Annotated in this window: 13 protein-coding genes and 1 pseudogene; 9 read left to right on the forward strand and 5 right to left on the reverse strand. The window is 51.3% G+C overall.

From position 1 onward, the window contains the following. Positions 1-362: 362 nt before the first annotated feature. From ACAN56_RS26050 to galU, 3 genes and pseudogenes are all read left to right on the forward strand, one after another. Positions 363-2,528 carry a glycosyltransferase family 39 protein gene (locus ACAN56_RS26050; RefSeq protein WP_379146451.1) on the forward strand — a complete coding sequence of 722 codons (2,166 nt, stop codon included), beginning with the start codon at positions 363-365 and terminating at the stop codon, positions 2,526-2,528. 81 nt (positions 2,529-2,609) lie between these two features. Continuing rightward, a complete protein-coding gene (locus tag ACAN56_RS26055) occupies positions 2,610-3,593 on the forward strand; it encodes a glycosyltransferase family 2 protein (protein WP_038585510.1) in 984 nt (327 codons plus the stop codon). Between the two features lie 18 nt (positions 3,594-3,611). Beyond that, a pseudogene (gene galU, locus ACAN56_RS26060) lies at positions 3,612-4,546 on the forward strand (UTP--glucose-1-phosphate uridylyltransferase GalU). A 656-nt stretch (positions 4,547-5,202) separates the two neighbouring features. Here galU and ACAN56_RS26065 read toward each other — a convergent pair. The 3 genes from ACAN56_RS26065 to ACAN56_RS26075 form a co-directional block, all read right to left on the reverse strand. Beyond that, positions 5,203-5,769, reverse strand: a complete 567-nt coding sequence (locus ACAN56_RS26065; protein ID WP_342481017.1) for an FAD-dependent oxidoreductase — start codon at positions 5,767-5,769, stop codon at positions 5,203-5,205. A gap of 207 nt (positions 5,770-5,976) precedes the next feature. Continuing rightward, complete coding sequence (locus ACAN56_RS26070; protein ID WP_379146456.1) at positions 5,977-7,611, reverse strand: sensor histidine kinase; 1,635 nt, start codon at positions 7,609-7,611, stop codon at positions 5,977-5,979. Next, a complete protein-coding gene (locus tag ACAN56_RS26075) occupies positions 7,608-8,294 on the reverse strand; it encodes a response regulator transcription factor (RefSeq protein ID WP_379146459.1) in 687 nt (228 codons plus the stop codon). The genes ACAN56_RS26070 and ACAN56_RS26075 overlap by 4 nt, the downstream gene beginning before the upstream one ends. A 478-nt stretch (positions 8,295-8,772) precedes the next feature. On the opposite strand from ACAN56_RS26075, the gene ACAN56_RS26080 reads away from it, so the two are divergent. From ACAN56_RS26080 to ACAN56_RS26090, 3 genes are all read left to right on the forward strand, one after another. After that, entirely contained in the window at positions 8,773-9,936 is a 1,164-nt protein-coding gene (locus ACAN56_RS26080) for a glucose-1-phosphate adenylyltransferase (protein WP_038585522.1), read from the forward strand. A gap of 23 nt (positions 9,937-9,959) precedes the next feature. Then, entirely contained in the window at positions 9,960-11,063 is a 1,104-nt protein-coding gene (glgD, locus tag ACAN56_RS26085; protein ID WP_379146462.1) for a glucose-1-phosphate adenylyltransferase subunit GlgD, read from the forward strand. A gap of 101 nt (positions 11,064-11,164) precedes the next feature. After that, positions 11,165-13,597: a glycogen/starch/alpha-glucan phosphorylase gene (locus ACAN56_RS26090; RefSeq protein WP_379146464.1), complete on the forward strand. Its 2,433-nt coding sequence runs from the start codon at positions 11,165-11,167 to the stop codon at positions 13,595-13,597. 102 nt (positions 13,598-13,699) lie between these two features. Here the strand turns inward: ACAN56_RS26090 and ACAN56_RS26095 are convergent, their stop codons facing one another. Next, positions 13,700-14,179, reverse strand: coding sequence for a GAF domain-containing protein (locus tag ACAN56_RS26095; protein WP_379146467.1), 480 nt, complete (start codon positions 14,177-14,179; stop codon positions 13,700-13,702). Positions 14,180-14,417: 238 nt separating this feature from the next. Between ACAN56_RS26095 and ACAN56_RS26100 the strand changes: the two genes are divergently transcribed. The 3 genes from ACAN56_RS26100 (at position 14,418) to ACAN56_RS26110 (ending at position 17,053) form a co-directional block, all read left to right on the forward strand. Continuing rightward, a complete protein-coding gene (locus tag ACAN56_RS26100) occupies positions 14,418-14,717 on the forward strand; it encodes a hypothetical protein (RefSeq protein WP_038585534.1) in 300 nt (99 codons plus the stop codon). Positions 14,718-14,991: 274 nt separating this feature from the next. Then, positions 14,992-15,519 (forward strand): GNAT family N-acetyltransferase, encoded by a 528-nt coding sequence (locus ACAN56_RS26105; protein WP_379146470.1) that lies wholly within the window; start codon positions 14,992-14,994, stop codon positions 15,517-15,519. Between the two features lie 25 nt (positions 15,520-15,544). Beyond that, positions 15,545-17,053, forward strand: a complete 1,509-nt coding sequence (locus ACAN56_RS26110; protein ID WP_379146472.1) for an MDR family MFS transporter — start codon at positions 15,545-15,547, stop codon at positions 17,051-17,053. 146 nt (positions 17,054-17,199) lie between these two features. Here the strand turns inward: ACAN56_RS26110 and ACAN56_RS26115 are convergent, their stop codons facing one another. Further along, positions 17,200-17,667, reverse strand: coding sequence for a MarR family winged helix-turn-helix transcriptional regulator (locus ACAN56_RS26115; RefSeq protein ID WP_038585538.1), 468 nt, complete (start codon positions 17,665-17,667; stop codon positions 17,200-17,202). Positions 17,668-18,076: the final 409 nt, after the last annotated feature.

The following is an 18,076-nucleotide window of genomic DNA, read 5'->3' on the forward strand; positions in this document are numbered from 1 at the left end:
TGCAAATCACGTAATTATGGTTTTGCGGTTTATGCAATCTGCTGCATTTATGTACATAGCAGTCTTTAAACGAAGCCCTGGATTCCGGGGCTTTTTTTTGATGTCTTGATAGGTTTCCCCTCTGAATCTTCCTTGTATTACTCGCAGAAAAGAATCCTTCGGCGCGATACCAAGTACCGCCAGCACCCGGAAGCCTGTGTTATTTGGAAGGCTATGCCGCTCTCCTAGCTTTCAGCAAACATTCAGCCACATTTCATTATGAGTTAAGGTACGGATGCAATAATACAGCTAATCAAAGATTGGGCCGGGGGGCAGAGCACTGCCGGAATGATTGAGTTATAGAGGAATGGGAGTGGAGAGAGATGAGACTGCTTAAGAAGCTGGGTTCAGATGTTGTGCTGCTGTGCATCTTGCTGCTTGCAGCGTTTCTGTACGGCTATGGAATCTGGAATGATCAATATGTAAATACGTACTATACCACTGCGGTGGGCAGCATGATGCAGAGCTTTCACAATTTCTTCTTCGCATCGCTTGACTCTGCAGGTTCAGTAACGGTGGATAAGCCGCCGGTTACATTCTGGATTCAGACGGTCAGCGCCCTGATCTTCGGGCTGCATGGCTGGAGCGTCATCCTGCCTCAGGCACTTGGCGGGGTAGGATCAGTGCTTCTCGTATACCTGATGGTCAAGCCAACCTTCGGCAGAACCGCGGCGCGGTTAGCGGCACTGGCCATGGCTTCCACACCGGTAGCCGCTGCTGTCAGCCGGACGAACAATATTGATGCCATGCTGGTGTTCACGCTGCTGCTGGCAGCATGGTTTCTGTTCAAAGGAACAAAGACGAATAGAATCGGCAGTCTTCTCGCTGCATTTGGGCTAATCGGAGTTGCCTTCAATGAGAAGATGCTGCAGGCATATATGGTTTTACCGGCATTTTATCTCTTTTATATTCTAGCCGGCAAAGTGAACTGGAAGAAAAAAACCGGGGTGTTGGCAGCCTGCACCGCAGTACTGCTGGCGGTTTCGCTCTCCTGGGCCGTCATTGTCGATTCCATTCCAGCGAGCAAACGTCCCTATATGGGCAGCAGCGGCACCAACTCTGTATTAAATCTGGCCTTTGGATATAACGGGGTATCCCGTTTAACTGGTGACCGCAGTACTGGCGGCGGGGGCAGCGGTGGAATGCCAGCCAATGGCGGCGGAATGTTCGGCAGTGGCGGTGAGATGCCGGCAATGAACGGTGGGATGCCGGCGTTAAATGGCGAGATGCCGGGGATGAATGGAGCTGATGGCGAACGAAGTGACGGCCGGGGAACACCTCCGGGCCAAACCGACGGCTCTGCCACCGGAGGCCAATCCTCCGAGGATGGCGGAATGCCGGGGCAGGCACCGGGAGGTCGAACGGATGATGGAGGACGGCAGTTCGGCGGCGACGGGAGCCAAGGCAATCGCGGCGGCATGAACGGCGGGGGTGGCGGAATGTTCAATACGGGGACAGCCGGTCCCCTGCGGCTGTTCCAATCTGCTCTGTCCGGTCAAGCCAGCTGGCTGCTGCCATTCGTATTGTTCGGGTGCATCGGTATCTTTACCAGCCTGCGCAGAACAAACTTTACGCAGAAGCATAAGGAAGCACTGTTCTGGCTGGCTTGGCTGGTGCCGGTCATGGGATTCTTCAGCATCGCCGGATTCTTCCATCAATATTACCTGATTATGATGGCACCGCCGATTGCAGCGCTGGCTGGAGCAGGCTGGTCCCAGCTCTGGAGCTATTATAAGGAACGTTCAACCTGGCTTTCCTGGCTGCTGCCGCCGGCAGTTCTCACAACAGCAGCTTTTGAATGGTACATTATTCATCCTTATGACGATACCATCGGCAAGGGTTGGGCGATAGGGGTTCTGGCAGCAGGAATGATTGCCGCCCTTCTGCTCTTAATTCTTCGAATAGTTAAAGATAACAAAAAGCCATTTGCACAAGCTGCAGCCATCGCCGGACTGCTTGTACTGTTGATCGGACCGCTCTACTGGGCATTTACACCGATCACCTATGGCTTGAACAGCATGACCCCGGCAGCAGGACCTGACAGCAGCGAAAGCCGCGGAGGCGGAGGCATGGGCCCAGATGGAGCTGGAGCTGGAGGCGGAGGCGGCAGAAACAGTACCTCCGGTGTGAACGAGACTCTGCTGGCCTACCTGAAGGAGCATAATACCGGCGAGAAGTATCTGTTCGCCGCTATGGATTACGGAACGGCAGGCCCTTACATTATCGACGAAGGTGAATCGGTTGTGATCCTGAATGGGTTCAACAGTTCCGATGTGCCTTATACGACCGACACTCTGAAGGCGCTGGTAGAGAGCGGCAAAGTGAAATACTTCCTTGTTACCAGCGGCGGTATGGGCGGCGGACGCGGCGGCAATTCCGAAATCACGAGCTGGATTACCGAGAATGGTACAGAGGTGCCTTCAGCCGATTGGCAAGGTACAGTGACAGACAGCAATGGCGGAACCTTGTACGAGATTACCCTGGACTAATTCTGTTGCCGGATATACATGAAGCGCGCCGCATTACTTGTCCGGCGCGCTTCATCACTACAATTTGAGGAGGAGCTGCTCATGGGCTACAACGTGCGCTATTCCATAATTATACCGATGTTTAATGAAGAGGCAGTGATTCAGGAGACATACCGCCGGATCAAAAAAGTGATGGGAACGACAGGCGAGCCGTATGAACTGCTCTTCGTCAATGACGGCAGTACTGACAACTGTGCACAAATGATTGAAGAATACAGCTACTGGGATGAAAGTGTGAAGCTGATCGACCTTTCGCGGAATTTCGGGCATCAGATCGCGATAACCGCGGGTATGGATTATGCACTGGGTGATGCGGTGGTCATTATCGACGCCGATTTGCAGGACCCGCCGGAGCTGATTCTGGACATGATTACAGAGTGGAAGCAAGGTTATGAGGTTGTATACGCCAAGCGGATTAAACGCCGCGGCGAGTCCTTGTTCAAAAAGTGGACGGCAAGCGCCTTTTACAGAGTGCTGCGCTACTCAACGGACATCTCGATCCCGGTGGATACCGGAGATTTCCGGCTCATTGACCGCAAGGTCTGCGATGAGCTGAAACGTCTGCCGGAGAAAAACCGTTTTGTACGCGGCCTCGTCAGTTGGGTAGGTTTTCGCCAGAAGGCTATCGAATATGAACGCGATGAACGGCTCGCGGGAGAAACCAAATATCCCCTCAAGCGGATGCTCAAGCTGTCTCTGGACGGCATCACATCCTTTTCCTACAAACCGCTGAAGCTGGCGGGCTACTTGGGAGCGTTGCTGTCCGCATCCGGGTTTCTCTACCTTATGTATGTGCTGTACCTGGTGCTCTTTACGGACGAGGCCGTTAAGGGCTGGGCGTCGATGATCGGCATTACCTTGACCTTCAACGGATTCGTGCTTATTATGCTGGGCATTCTCGGTGAATATGTCGGCCGGATTTATGATGAGTCCAAGGGCCGTCCACTCTATATCGTCCAGGAGTTCTATGGCGGCAAAAAGCAGCAGGATGTGCGGGAGCGCAGAATGGCTCCGCTTAACAAATAACGAAGGGAGCGATCCAACGTGAAAATCAGAAAAGCTGTGATTCCCGCCGCCGGTCTGGGCACGCGCTTCCTGCCGGCTACCAAGGCCCAGCCGAAGGAAATGCTGCCCATTGTGGATAAGCCGGCGATTCAATACATCGTAGAGGAAGCGGTCGCTCCGGTATTGAGAGTATTATTATCGTAACCGGCCGCAACAAAAAATCGATCGAGGATCATTTTGACAAATCGGTGGAGCTGGAGCAGACCTTGCTGGAGAAAGGAAAACTGGACCTGCTCTGCGAGGTGCAGGGAATCAGCGAGCTGGCAAGCATTCATTACATCCGGCAAAAAGAACCGCTGGGGCTGGGTCATGCCATTCATTGTGCAGAGCAATTTATCGGAGAAGAGCCGTTCGCGGTGCTGCTCGGTGATGACATTATGGTGTCCGAGCCCCCGGCGCTCTCGCAGATGATGAGGCTGTATGAGCAGGCGGAGAAGACGATTGTCGGTGTTCAAAGGGTGCCAAGGCAGGAAGTCAGTAAATACGGGATCATTGCTTCAGGAGGTTCCATAGACGGTGTACATGCCGTAAGCGGACTGGTGGAGAAGCCTGTGCCGCAGGCTGCGCCTTCGGAATATGCGATTATGGGCCGGTACATTTTGCAGCCTTCGATCTTTTCGGTGCTGGCTAGACTTGAGCGCGGAGCTGGCGGTGAATATCAACTGACGGATGCTTTGCATGAAGTGTGCCGGAATGAAGGGCTGCTGGCCCTGGATCTGCAGGGCAAACGTTATGATATTGGCGACAAGTTCGGGTACATTCAGGCCACGCTGGAAATAGGGCTGCAGAGGGAAGCGTTGCGGCCGCAGCTCCTGCCGTATTTACGCAAGCTGCTCGGCAGCCTGGAGGGCAGAGAGGAAGCTCAGGCTGTATTGGGGAGTACGGCAGCAGGCAGAAGCAGCTGCATCCTTTGATGCTGAAGCCGGGGCAAACATCAGCCAGACCCAGTGTAAACTTAATAGGCTGTTCCGGATAATGATTGGCGTACAGCCATCATAATTTGGAGCAGCCTTTTGTGCAGGCCCGCAAATCGAAACTGTACATGTTACAAATTTAGAGTTTTCACGTGTGCCCTTTGCTGCTAAAGAAAAGTGGAGTTGTTCCCCCTGTTATCACGCCGCAGTGCAGTGAACGGGGAGGTGATCCGCATGAAGATTATTATTTGAACGCTTGAGTGAACGTAGTTGTATTTACTACAGCTATTGGGTGCGTTAAGGGCCGATTCTAGAGTATAAGTGTATTGGGTACAATTAAAAATAGTGAACCGTGGCGGTTCAGTGGAATTTCGTGAAAATAAATGTACGGAGTACAACTACCTCTTCGTAGGCCGCTAAACGTGGGGGAATAGCTGTACAAACTGCAATTATCGGACAAGTGGAAACGGCTTTGCCGTCCTTTTTTAAGGACGGTACCGTTTCAGCGAGAAATAGAAGGATAAGTTATCGTGTGAAACATATAAATTCTTATATTTTGAAAAAGGCCAACCGCAATCGCGGCTGGCCTCAATCCAGCTACGAGAGGGACTCTTGAAGCGAAGTATCCGCCCGGAGTCCCTCTCGTATGAATATAATTATGCCTTCAGCAGATCGTGATCGACATATCTTGCACCGTTCAATTCGCTGATGACATTAATGGCGACCTTCGCGCCGTCACCTGCGGTAATAATAGCGTGCACGCTTACTCCGGCAACGGTTCCGGCGGCCCAGATGCCTTCGACATTTGTTTTGCCTTCGGCGTTGACGGCTACCACGGTCTTGATTCTTGGCTCCGTGCCATCCTTGGTTTCCACACCGGCTTTAGCAGCCAAATCGGTCAGGACGCCTGTAGCCAGAATCACATGTTTCGCTTCATAAGTGGCACCGCTCTCGCTTTCAATGACAAAACCTTCACTGCCGGCGGTAAGACCGACAGCTTGATCAGCCACTAATTCCGCCCCGAATTTGACGGCTTGCTTGTGTCCGGTTTCCACGAGGTCAGGACCGCCGATTTCGGAGATTCCATAGAAATTCTCATACCACCCTCTGCGGGTCATTCCTTTGTCATTGTCAATCAGCAGCGTTTTTTTGCCCGCTTTGGCGGCGAAGAGGGCTGCACTGGCACCGGCTGGCCCGGCTCCGATCACGGCGATTTCGTACATGAATTCGACCTCCTAAAAGTTTTGTGAGCCTAGCATCCTTGAATCGACTTCGTACAAAACTCACTTCGAAAGCATAAGCTTAAGTTTTGTGAGCCTAGCATCCTTGAATCGACTTCATACAAAACTCACTTCGAAAGCATAGGCTTAAGTTTTGTGAGCCTAGCATCCTTTTCACACACTATTATAACGTTAATTACACTACATAAGCTAATCCAGCAAGCATGGAAGAGAGACTTTAAAGACAGTGCCTCCACCGAGAGTACTCTTCACGCTGATGTTCCCGTTATGTGCATCCACAATAGACTTTGTAATGGACAATCCAAGGCCAGAACCGCCGTATTTGCGCGTGCGCGAGGAATCGCTGCGGTAGAAGCGGTCGAACACATGGGGAAGATGATCAGCAGAGATGCCGGAGCCGTTGTCCCTGACAGTCAGCGTTGCTTCGGTGTCCCGGGCGTGCAGGGAGATATGGATCGTCCCCTGGTCGGCATCCGTATGCTGCACGGCATTGTGGAACAAGTTGAGAATGACCTGTTTGATTTTGTCGGGATCATACATGCCGCGGATGCCGTAAGAAATATCGAAGTTGACCTTGCGGTTCGCGGCCAGCACCAGGAGCTGCGGCTGCATTTCATCGATGACTTCACCCAGCAGCAGGTTCTTGACCCTTAGCTGAGGCGCGCCGTCCATACGGGCCAGCAGGAGCAGGTCTTCGACCAGCTTATTAATCCGTTTGGATTCACCGTGCATGCTGTTCAGTGCGCCGTAAAGCTGGTCTTTATTATCCGCAGCTCCCCGCAGCAGCACCTCCAGGAAGCCGTGAATCGAAGTGAGGGGAGTACGCAGCTCATGGGAAGCATCGGCGGCGAAACGCCGCATCTGTTCCTTGGCTTCACGTTCATTATGGAACGAAATTTCCAGACGCTCCAGCATCCCGTTGAAGGACTGGGACAGCTTGTCGATTTCTGTCTGTCCCTGGTTGACGGGGAAGCGTACGTCCAAATTGCCTGCGTCGATGATTTGCGCGGCTTCGCCCATATTGGATAAGGGAACCAGTGTTTTGCGCAGTGCAGGCAAATACAGGAACAGCCCGGCCAGCAAAGCAATTACCGCCAAGCCGGCGAAGATCATCAGCTGCTGCATGATTACATCTCTCAGCGGGCCGGTGGCTACGCTCATTTGCAGCAGCATTTTGGGTGCACCCGGCTTGCGCAGATTCATGAACACGGCCAGGTGTTCACTGCCATCCTCAGCGGTTATCAGCCGGTATTCACCCGTTTGCTTGTCCGTAGTATGTTTGAGCAGCTCATCATACTCTTTGTTCGTCATTCTTGGAGCAGCAGAATCGGAAAGCGTATCCTCCTGGAAATCCTTGAAGGTGCCGTCCGGGCTGTAAATGGCGATAGTTGTATGGGCATCCAGCAGGAGAGGACGCCTGTCACCGCCCATCCGCTGCCCGTCCGGGCTGGTGTTCTGGTTCTCCCCGGGTGCTGCGTTACCGCCGCTCGTGGCGGGGCTGGCACCAGGCAGTTCCGGCTTAACCATCCCGGGTGTGCCTGTTGTCCAAGAAGGGTCTGAAGCGCCTGAAATACTCAGGTCAGCCGGAGTACTGTTCCCGGAATTGAGAAACGTAAAATAGAACTCACGCGGCACGGACCGCAGCTGCGTTTCCATGGATTCCGCCCGGTTGGTGTAGATGAAGTTCCGCATCAGCACATACTGCAGCACACCGATCAGCAGCAGCAGCACGGACAAAATGATGAGCGAGATGGCCAGCAGCTGCTTGCGCAGGGAACGCGGAGACGGGAGCCTGCTGATGAAGCCCGAGAGGCGGGCAATCATACCAGGTCCACGCGGTATCCTGCGCCGCGCAGCGTGCGGATAATCTTATGCTCTTTATCGCCAAGCTTCTCGCGGAGAGAACGGATATAGACCTCCACGATATTTTCCTCTCCGCCAAAATCATATCCCCATACCTTGTCCAGAATCATCGGCTTGCTCAGTACCAGGCCATGATTGATGACCAGGTATTGCAGCAGCTCATATTCGGTAGGGGACAGCTCCAGAACCTCTTCCTTGTGGCGGATTTCCTTGCGGCGGCCGTCAACCCGGAAGGGGCCGCAGCGCACTTCCCCAAGCAATCCCGGGAACTGATTGCGCAGCCGGGCCTGGATCCGGGCCAGCAGCTCGTCGAAGCTGAACGGCTTGACCATATAGTCGTCAGCCCCGATGGACAGGCCCTTGACCCGGTCGTCCACTTCGTCTTTTGCAGTCAGCATGATGACCGCAATCTCCGCTTCTTCTGAACGCAGGTAACGGCAGACCTCAAAGCCGTCCATGCCCGGCATCATCACATCCAGAATGGCCACATGCGGTCTGAAATCGGCAGCAATTGCGATCGCGCTGACACCGTCAGGTGCAGTCATTACTTCAAATCCTTCGTTCATCAGACCCAGTTCCAGAAACTGCAGGATATGAGGCTCGTCATCTACGAGCAGTAGTCGCACGCCTTGGGCAGCTTTCATGAGTAGTACCTCCGTTTACAGTAAAAGATAGTTCATTATGACACATTACGTTGAACGTTTGCTGAAAGAAGCGCCTGCTTAAGTTCAATATCAGAATAGAATTTTAGTTCATGGTTAATCATTCTGGTTAATCTAATTATATGAAATATAAATGTTATTAATAAGGAATGTAATTACAATTTAAGGTTTTTGGAATTCAATAAAGGGTTTTGACGGCGACTCTAGAACACTTTACAATAAGGATACAAACCCGGTTTTTGGAGAGCTTTTCTCATGAATCCGGCAACTTGTCCCGATATCAGGTGTCCCCCCGTTTGTTAACCTTATCCAAATTTCCTATCAAGCACATTTCTTTCATTTTACTTCTTGCTGGTTCACTTCTTTTTGAATTCTATCTTGGGTCTATTTCGCACCACCAAACTTCATTCAACCTTATTTATTACATGCTTTACTACCCATAAGTCAAGGAGGCTCTTCCATGAAGAAAAAAGAAATGGTAGCCATGCTATTGGCGGGAGGCCAAGGGAAAAGGTTGAAGGGATTGACCAAAACGCTTGCCAAGCCCGCTGTTTATTTTGGGGGAACTTACAGAATCATCGACTTCCCCTTAAGCAATTGCTCCAATTCAGGTATTGATACAGTTGGTGTGCTCACTCAATATGAGCCGCTTGTACTGCATTCATACATTGGGGTAGGAAGTGACTGGGATTTGAACCGTAAGGATGGCGGTGTATTTGTATTGCCGCCGCATGAACGGGAGAATGGAAGCAGCTGGTACCGGGGAACGGCTGATGCAATTTACCGCAATCTGAAATTTGTTGATCAATTTGATCCGGAGCATGTGCTTATACTTTCCGGCGACCATATTTACAAAATGGATTACAATGCTATGCTGCAATACCACAAATCTAGAAACGCCGACTGCACCATCTCGGTTATTGATGTTCCGCTTGAGGAGGCCAGCCGCTTTGGCATTCTCAACACAGATGAAGATCTGAAAATTTATGAGTTTGACGAGAAGCCGGTGAAGCCGAAGAGCACGCTGGCGTCGATGGGCGTTTATATATTCAAATGGGAGGTTCTCCGCAAGCATCTGCTGGAAGACGGGGAGAATGCAGACTCCTCCCATGATTTCGGCAAAGATATTATTCCTCTGATGCTGGAGGACGACAAATCCCTTTTTGCCTATCCATTTGAAGGCTACTGGAGAGATGTAGGTACAGTGGCCAGCCTGTGGGAGGCCAATATGGATTTGTTAAGCGATCATCCGCCGCTGAATCTGAATGATCCCAATTGGCGCATTTTCACCCGCAATCCGAATCAGCCGGCACAATATGTAGCTCCTGGAGCGAAGGTATCGAGCTGCATTATTAATGAGGGCTGCATCGTGTACGGAGAGGTGAAGCATTCGGTGCTCTTTTACGGTGTGGAAGTGGGAGAAGGCAGCGTCATTACCGACTCCGTCATTATGCCCAAGGTCAAGATCGGCAAGAATGTACGGATCCATAAGGCTATCATCAGCGAAAATACGGTAATCGAGGATTATATGGAGATCGGAGTCGATCGGGAGAATGAGGACGAAATCCTGCTGATCGATAATCGGAGCAAGAAACGTAAATCAGTTGCAGCCAAAACCATATAACCATTAGAGGACGGTGAACCGGGATGAAAAAGCTTATGGGCGTAATCAATCTTGATCATGAACTGGATAAATTAAATGAGTTGACCTATTTCCGCTGCGGTGCTGCCGTGCCTTTTGCCAGCCGCTACCGGCTGATCGATTTCGTTCTTTCCAATATGATGCGGGCAGAGCTGGAAAGCGTTGGACTGTTTGTCCGCCGTAAATACCGTTCGCTGATGGACCATCTCGGCGACGGCAAGTCCTGGGATATGAACCGTAAGCACGGAGGACTGTTTATTCTGCCGCCCGACTGGAATGATCCGACAGACACCTCGCTTGGGGATTTGCAGCATTATCATAACAATCTGGATTTCTTCAAACGGGCCTCGGCCAAATATATTGTGTTCTCCGGCAGTCAGCATATCAACACTGTGGATTTCCAGGAGGTGTTTCAATACCATCTGGAGAAGGGTGCGGATGTAACGCTTGTCTACAAAACGATAGACCAGCTCCAGCCTGAGCATGATCCCTGCTTGCGTGTTGAGGTAGACGAAGAGAATGCGGTTACGAATATTCATCATGAGAAGGACCATCACAATGTGTATCTGGATATCTTTATCATGGAGAAAAAAATGTTCCTGGAGCAGGTAGAACATTGCATCGCCCATGGCGAGAGTTTCTTCTTCCGCGATGTGATCCAGAAGAACCGGCACAAATTCAAAATTGCCGCCTACGAGTACAAAGGTTATCATGCAGTGATCAATTCGCTGGAAAGCTATTACAAAAATAGTCTGGAGCTGCTCCGCCAGGACAATTATTTCAGCCTGTTCAAGGAGAATCCGGTGCAGACTAAGATTAAATATGAAGCGCCAACCCGTTATCTGGACAGCGCAGAGGTCAGCAACTCCCTGGTGGCCAACGGCTGTATCATTGCCGGAACCGTGGAGAACAGCGTGATCTTCCGGGGTGTGCAGATCAAAGAAGGCGCCCGAATCATCAATTCTGTCATCATGCAGAAATGTATAATTGAAGAAAATGCCGTGATTGAAAATGTCATTATGGATAAAGATGTACACTTAAGCAGAGACCGGATTCTGGTCGGAGATAACAAACGTCCATTTGTTATAGCCAAGAGCAGCAAAATTTAACCTCAGGATCAGTTGAACCGGGCAACACCCCGTTCAGCTGATCCTGAGTTTTCATAAATATGCATTCACAAAAATAAGGATCTGTCAGGAGGAACCCGCTGTTGTTCAACGATAAAGAAACCTTTAAACAAGCGTTCCGCGAGGCACTCATCAGGAAATTGGGCAAGCCGCTTGAAGAAGCTTCGAATGCTGATGTGTATAACATCATCGGCAATATGATCCGTGAGAATGCAGGCAAAAACTGGGCAGATACCAACCAGAAGTATAAGGTTGATAAGGAAAAGCAGGTCTACTATTTTTCCATGGAATTTCTGATTGGCAGGCTTCTGGGCAATAATCTGCTCAACATGGGCGTGCTGGAGGTAGTACGCGAAGGACTTGCAGAACTGGGCTTTTGTCTTCAGGATATTGAAGAGGAAGAAGCAGATGCAGGCCTAGGTAACGGAGGTCTGGGGCGTTTGGCCGCCTGCTTCATGGATTCGCTGGCCTCCCTGCAGTATGCAGGGCATGGCTGCGGCATCCGTTATAAATACGGCCTGTTTGAGCAAAAGATTGTTGACGGATATCAGGTGGAGCTGCCCGATTATTGGCTGCAGAACGATAATGTGTGGGAATTGCGCCGGGAAGACAAGCAGGTGGATGTGCGGTTCTGGGGACATGTGGAGACCCGTGAGGAGAACGGTGAACTGGCCTTCGAGCATAAGGATTATGAAGCGGTGCGGGCGGTTCCTTATGATATTCCGATTATTGGCGCGGACCGCAAGCATGTGAATACACTGCGGAACTGGAGTGCCGAATCGATCAACCCGTCTTCGAGAATAACCGGCTCCCTGGCTGGAACGGATTATCACAAGTTTCTGGAATACAAACGTTCGGTGGAATCGATTTCGGAATTCCTGTACCCGGATGATTCACAGTATGAAGGCAAGCTGCTCCGTCTGAAGCAGCAGTATTTCTTGTGCAGCGCAGGTCTGCAGAGCATTCTGCGGACGTACAGCAAGACGGGCCTGCCGATTGAACTGCTCCCGGACAAAGTGGCTCTGCACATCAATGATACGCATCCAACGCTGGTTATCCCGGAGCTGATGCGGATTCTGATGGATGAACACGGCATCAGCTGGAATCAGGCCTGGAGCATGACGACACGGATGGTGTCTTATACCAACCATACCATTCTCAGCGAGGCGCTGGAGAAATGGCCGATGGGGATGGTCCGGGAGCTGCTGCCGCGTATTTTCCTCATTATTGAGGAAATCAATGCCCGGTTCTGCGGCGAGCTGATGAGCAAATATCCCGGCGATCAGGACCGGATCAATCAGATGGCAATTATTCATGATGATCAGGTGCGGATGGCCCATCTGGCAATAGTAGCCAGCCATAGCGTGAATGGAGTGGCTGCGCTGCATACGGAGATTTTGCAGAAACGCGAGATGCGGCTGTTCAATGAGATGTATCCGCACCGTTTCAATAACAAGACGAACGGCATCACGCACCGCCGCTGGCTGCTGCATGCCAATCCCGAGCTGGCCGGACTGATCAATGATTCCATTGGCACACGCTGGATTCACCATCCGCAGGAGATGATCGGGCTAATTAAATATTGTGAGGATGCTTCATTCCAGGAACAGGTGGCCGGCATCAAACGCCGCAACAAGCAGCGCCTGGCGGAATACATCGGCAAGAAGCATGGAGTGCAGGTAGACCCGGATTCCATCTTCGATGTACAGGTCAAACGGCTGCATGCCTACAAACGCCAGTTGCTGAACATCCTGCATATTATGCATATGTATAATCAGCTTAAAGACAATCCTTCTATGGACATGGTGCCGCGCACCTTTATATTCGGGGCCAAGGCCGCACCCAGCTATCATTTGGCCAAACGGATTATTAAACTGATTAATACTGTGGCTGATGTCGTCAACAAGGATCCGGACATCAAAGGCAAGATCCGCATCTTTTTCCTGGAGAATTATTCGGTCTCTTTGGCGGAGAAGATTATTCCCGCTGCTGATGTAAGCGAACAAATCTCTACAGCAAGCAAGGAGGCTTCCGGCACCGGCAACATGAAGTTTATGATGAACGGTGCGCTGACCATCGGCACAATGGACGGGGCCAACGTGGAAATGCACGAAATGCTGGGTGACAACAACATGTTCCTGTTCGGACTGCGGGCAGAACAGGTGCTTGATTACTACCAGTATGGGGGCTATCATTCCCGTGATATCTATAATGGCGATGGACGAGTCAAGGAAGTGCTGGATCAGCTCATCACACCGGGGCCAATCTGCTGCCATACCCAGGAGTTCGATTCGCTCTATCAGTCATTGCTCGACAATAATGATGAATTTTTTGTGCTTAAGGATTTTGCCGGCTATGTGGAGACCCATGTCAAAATCGATCTCGCCTACCGCAACCAGAAGGAATGGCTGAAAAAGTCGATTATCAACATCGGCCACTCCGGCAAATTTTCCAGTGACAACACGATCAGCCGCTACGCCTCCGAAATCTGGAATATTAGTCCGGTCCGGCAGTAATCGGGCGTTGTCCTCAGCATAAGAATGATCAACAGCAAAAAGGCCGTCACAAACGCAGAAACTCCTGCGAATGTGGCGGCCTTTTACATGCAGCCGGGAAAATTAGATTACGTCCGAAACCATAGCCGCGAACCGCTCCAGGAAGCGGCGTTCCTCATCATCGAAGCGGTGCTTGAGCGGGCTGTCGATATCCAGCACACCCAGCAGCCGGTCCTCCTTAATCAGCGGCACGACGATTTCGCTGTTCGAAGCGGCATCACAGGCAATATGTCCCGGGAAGGCATGAACATCATCCACGACGAGCGTCCGGCGTTCGCTTGCGGCCGTTCCGCAAACTCCGCGGCCCATTGGGATACGGATACAGGCAGGCAGTCCCTGAAAGGGTCCAAGCACAAGCTCCTTGCCGTCAAATAAATAGAAACCGGCCCAATTGGTATCCGGTAGAGAGAACTTAAGCAGTGCCGAGGCATTCGCCAGATTGGCAACGGCATTTGGCTCCCCTTCCATCAGCGCTCCCAGCTGGGATAGAACCGCTTCAAAGCGCTCGCTGCGCGTTCCGTCGTAGGGCATAGCCTGAAACATGAAGCATCACCTTCCTGTACCTTGAGTCAGTATGAATCCATAACTGTAACTAACAACATAGTACAGCAACGTTCAATACGTCAAGCATTACCGGATTTATGCAGATTGCAGAGCTCACACCCTTACCGTAACAGTCCCCCGTGTTTCCACAAGCCATCACTAGGGTAATGTTTTTATAAGAATAAGCAGTGATTGAATTTACTAAAACTGGAGGCTTTTGGCCGGAAGGAGTGGGAATATGCGCGCCGATGTACAGAACTTGTTCGTAGGGATCCATATGCTTTATTTTGCACATGAGAGGGACCTTACAGTATCAGAAATGCAGCCTGAACTCGAGAATTTGGGGTACCGGGTGGCGGAACGTGAAGTGAAGCAGGAACTGGAACGGCTCTCCCAGGAGAACTTCCTGACTGCCCATGGCGAGGGATTCAGCATTACCGGGACGGGGATTGAAGAATTCAAGGCGATTCAGGAAAAGCTTCAGGTTCTCTGCACCGAGGTGCTTAAGCCGGTCAAGGCAGCAGGGGCCTCAGGTTAATCCTGAAGATTATGCTGATTTCCACTATACAACAGCATGAGCGAACCTTACGCACAAAAACAAACGTCTGCATCAGGGTGGGGCCAAGCCGCCCCGATAAAGGCGTTTTTCAAACGATTTCTCACTGAAACGGTACCGTCCCGCTTAAGGACAGTACCGTTTCTATGTGTGTGAAATTTATGTTTCTATTCAGGACATCCTTACATATGTTGTATACTTATAAGGTTGGAAGGGGACGAGAGCGTTGTACGTGTGCAATGGGATGGTACCGGCTTTGAGCGGAGAAAGAGTGGAACTGCGTGTCATGACCGAAGATCATGCCGCCGCATTATATGACCTCTGGTGTCATCCTGAGGTGGCCCCCTGGCTGGACATGCCCCCTCTGTCTTCGGCAGCTGATGCAGAGCATCTGATTGGATTACTGCGGCAAATGGCGCGGGAAGAAGAGAGTCTGCGCTGGAGCATCATAGGACCGGAGGGGGACGTAATCGGCAGCTGCGGCTATAACTACTGGCAGCTGCCGGGAGCGTACCGGGGGGAAATCGGCTGTGAGCTGTCACCGTCCCATTGGGGGCAGGGATATATGCAGGAAGCGCTGGAGCTTGTACTGGATTTCGGCTTCGGCACCATGGGGCTGAACCGGATTGAAGTATTATGCCATCCGGACAATGTCCGGGCGCAAAGGCTGTTTTCAGCACTGGGCTTCCGTAAGGAAGGACTGTTGCGGGAATACCGTCATACGTCCTCTGGCTTTCAGGACGTTATTCTGTATACGCTGCTGCGCAGTGAGGCTAGACGCTAATATATAGAGAGAGGATTTGGATTCATTGAAGTCTCCAGGAGAAACAGAACGCAAGCTCATTTTGATAGGGGTGCTGCTGGCTACATTTTTGGCAGCAATTGAAGGAACAGTAACCGGGCCTGCCGGACCGGCGATTGTTGGAGATTTCCAGGGGATGCAGTGGCTGAGCTGGATATTTACCGCCTATCTGCTGGCCATGGCGGTCACGACCCCGATATTTGGCAAGCTGAGCGATCTGATTGGCCGCAAGCCTGTGTTCATCGGTGGAGCTGTGGTGTTCTTGCTCGGCTCGCTGCTGTGCGGCATATCGCAGAGCATGGAACAGCTTATTATATTCCGCGGCATCCAAGGAATCGGAGCGGGAGCACTGATTCCGATGACCTTTACGATAATCGGTGACATCTACAGCATTAAAGAACGGGCAAAGACACAAGGGCTGCTTAGTTCGGTATGGGGGATCTCCTCTCTGGTTGGACCGCTGCTCGGCGGCTATGTTGTAGATTACTTAAGCTGGCGCTGGGTGTTTGTGTTTAATCTGCCTTTTGGCCTGTTATCGATTATATTTATTTCCCGCTATCTGAAGGAAGAACGGGTAAGACGCAAGACGAAGATTGATGTAGCCGGTGTGCTGCTGTTTGCGGCAGGGATGGGCGCTCTGCTCTTCGGACTGACGACAGGAGGGCAGAATCTGCCTTGGACATCTCCGCTGCTGCTGGCTATATTGGGGGCGGCAATTCTGCTGCTGGTAGTATTTCTGTTTGTGGAGCGCCGTGCTCCTGAACCGATGCTGCCGCTCACGCTGTTCTCTGTTCGGAATATTGCTGTATCCACCGGGGCCAATCTGCTGGTCAGTACCTTGATCATTGGCTTGTCCACCTATGTACCGCTGTGGGTACAAGGAGTGTTCGGAAAAAGTGCAGCCCTCTCAGGCCTGCTGCTCGCGCCGATGTCTGTAGGCTGGATGTTGGGCTCCATTGCCGGAGGACGGATGATCCTGCGCTCCGGCTCCCGCCGGACGGGCATGCTTGGACTGTTGCTGATTTCCATAGGGGCCATCGGCCTTGCGTTTATGAACGGGGATTCATCACAGTTGCTGCTTTTATGTCTTATGCTCTTCTGCGGAGTCGGGTTTGGCTATGCCTCTACCGTCTTTACCATTATCGCCCAGTCCTCTGTGGAGCATGAGCAGCGCGGGGCCTCAACGGCACTCAATACGTTCACCCGTTCACTCGGGCAGACGGTTGGGGTAGCAATTTTCGGTTCCTGGCTCAACCTTACAATTGACAGACGGCTGGCGGAACAGCCCGGCAGTGCAGTTACAGGGGATGACATCAATACACTGCTTAATCCGCATGGCGGCAGCACACTGACCGGGGAGGCCTGGAGCAGTCTGCATGGTGCGCTGGAAGGTGGCCTGCATTCACTTTTTATAGTGATGGCGGTATTCGCAGTCTTGTCCCTGATTATTTCTTCGGGTCTGCGGAGTGGTGTTCCTTCCATTGCGGAGGAGAATCCGGCGCTTAAGAAGGCTTAGTGAATAACACTTGTGTCAGAACCCTTCTATTGCTGCAAGAAACAAGAAACGGCTGAGGCATCCTTAACAGGACGGCTCAGCCGTTTCTACTTGATCTAGAGTTATTCTAAAAAGTGAATATATTCACAATCCTGTTGACCCGGACCCTATTTGCGTGGGAGCGGGGAGAGTTTCTCAGCCTGGAGACCCATCTTCTTCAAAAGAGTAATCATCTGTTCCTTCTCTTCATCACTCAGGCCACTGAAAGCGAGGTGCAGGCGCTCCGAATACTTCGGATACATTTCGTTCATCAGATGTTCGCCTTCTGAAGTCAGCTCGGCGAAAATAACCCGGCGGTCGTTTGCGCAAGGCTTGCGCTGCAGGTAGCCGCGTTCCTCGAGCTTGTCGATCACGTAAGTAACATTACCGCTCTGCAAGAGCAGTTTGGCGCCGATCTGCTGAATGGGTTGTGGCCCCTTATAGTAGAGGACCTCCATAACAGCAAAAGCTGTGGGATTGAAACCTTCAATCTTGCTTCCGGTAACGGCATGCTCGTTGATGCTCTTGAAAGACTTGGCAAAAACCCGGTACAAATGCAATGTCAGTTGAGTATCGCGTTCATAGGATTGTATCATGCTTCTCCACCCTCTATCGTTATCGTTAATCGTACGGGTTGCCCCGTACGGTACTAAATCATGGCTTGAATTGCACGGTTTAGCCGTGCAATGACTTGATATAGCTTTACAATACGTCAAACAATGGATCAAGAACATGTGATTTGTCACAATGAGCACACTTTTAATTATTAAAAATCAAACAATTTTTTTAGAGCGCGCAAAAGGTGCATACTAAATTAGTTTTTTTGGTGTGTGTCTCCGGCAGGAGGGCATTTTCAGCCTCTGGCGCGGCGGAGATTTACTCCCGGGGATTGATGAACAAACCGTTGGCTTCCCTTACTATAAATTACAAAGAAGCAAAGATTAGCATGGGGTGTGTTGCCTGATCAAGGTGTAATCTGGGGGTCTTTCCTTAAGCCGGAGAGGT

The sequence above is a fragment of the Paenibacillus paludis genome (assembly GCF_042610515.1).
GTDB lineage: Bacteria > Bacillota > Bacilli > Paenibacillales > Paenibacillaceae > Paenibacillus_AQ.

What these genes read in the sequence shown, in the direction of transcription:
- glgD (WP_379146462.1), top strand. Translation starts at nt 9,960, where the DNA reads ATGAAAAAGCTTATGGGCGTAATCAATCTTGATCATGAACTGGATAAA.
- ACAN56_RS26050 (WP_379146451.1), top strand. Translation starts at nt 363, where the DNA reads ATGAGACTGCTTAAGAAGCTGGGTTCAGATGTTGTGCTGCTGTGCATC.
- ACAN56_RS26075 (WP_379146459.1), bottom strand. Translation starts at nt 8,294, where the DNA reads ATGAAAGCTGCCCAAGGCGTGCGACTACTGCTCGTAGATGACGAGCCT.
- ACAN56_RS26055 (WP_038585510.1), top strand. Translation starts at nt 2,610, where the DNA reads ATGGGCTACAACGTGCGCTATTCCATAATTATACCGATGTTTAATGAA.
- ACAN56_RS26095 (WP_379146467.1), bottom strand. Translation starts at nt 14,179, where the DNA reads ATGTTTCAGGCTATGCCCTACGACGGAACGCGCAGCGAGCGCTTTGAA.
- ACAN56_RS26115 (WP_038585538.1), bottom strand. Translation starts at nt 17,667, where the DNA reads ATGATACAATCCTATGAACGCGATACTCAACTGACATTGCATTTGTAC.
- ACAN56_RS26070 (WP_379146456.1), bottom strand. Translation starts at nt 7,611, where the DNA reads ATGATTGCCCGCCTCTCGGGCTTCATCAGCAGGCTCCCGTCTCCGCGT.
- ACAN56_RS26080 (WP_038585522.1), top strand. Translation starts at nt 8,773, where the DNA reads ATGAAGAAAAAAGAAATGGTAGCCATGCTATTGGCGGGAGGCCAAGGG.
- ACAN56_RS26065 (WP_342481017.1), bottom strand. Translation starts at nt 5,769, where the DNA reads ATGTACGAAATCGCCGTGATCGGAGCCGGGCCAGCCGGTGCCAGTGCA.
- ACAN56_RS26100 (WP_038585534.1), top strand. Translation starts at nt 14,418, where the DNA reads ATGCGCGCCGATGTACAGAACTTGTTCGTAGGGATCCATATGCTTTAT.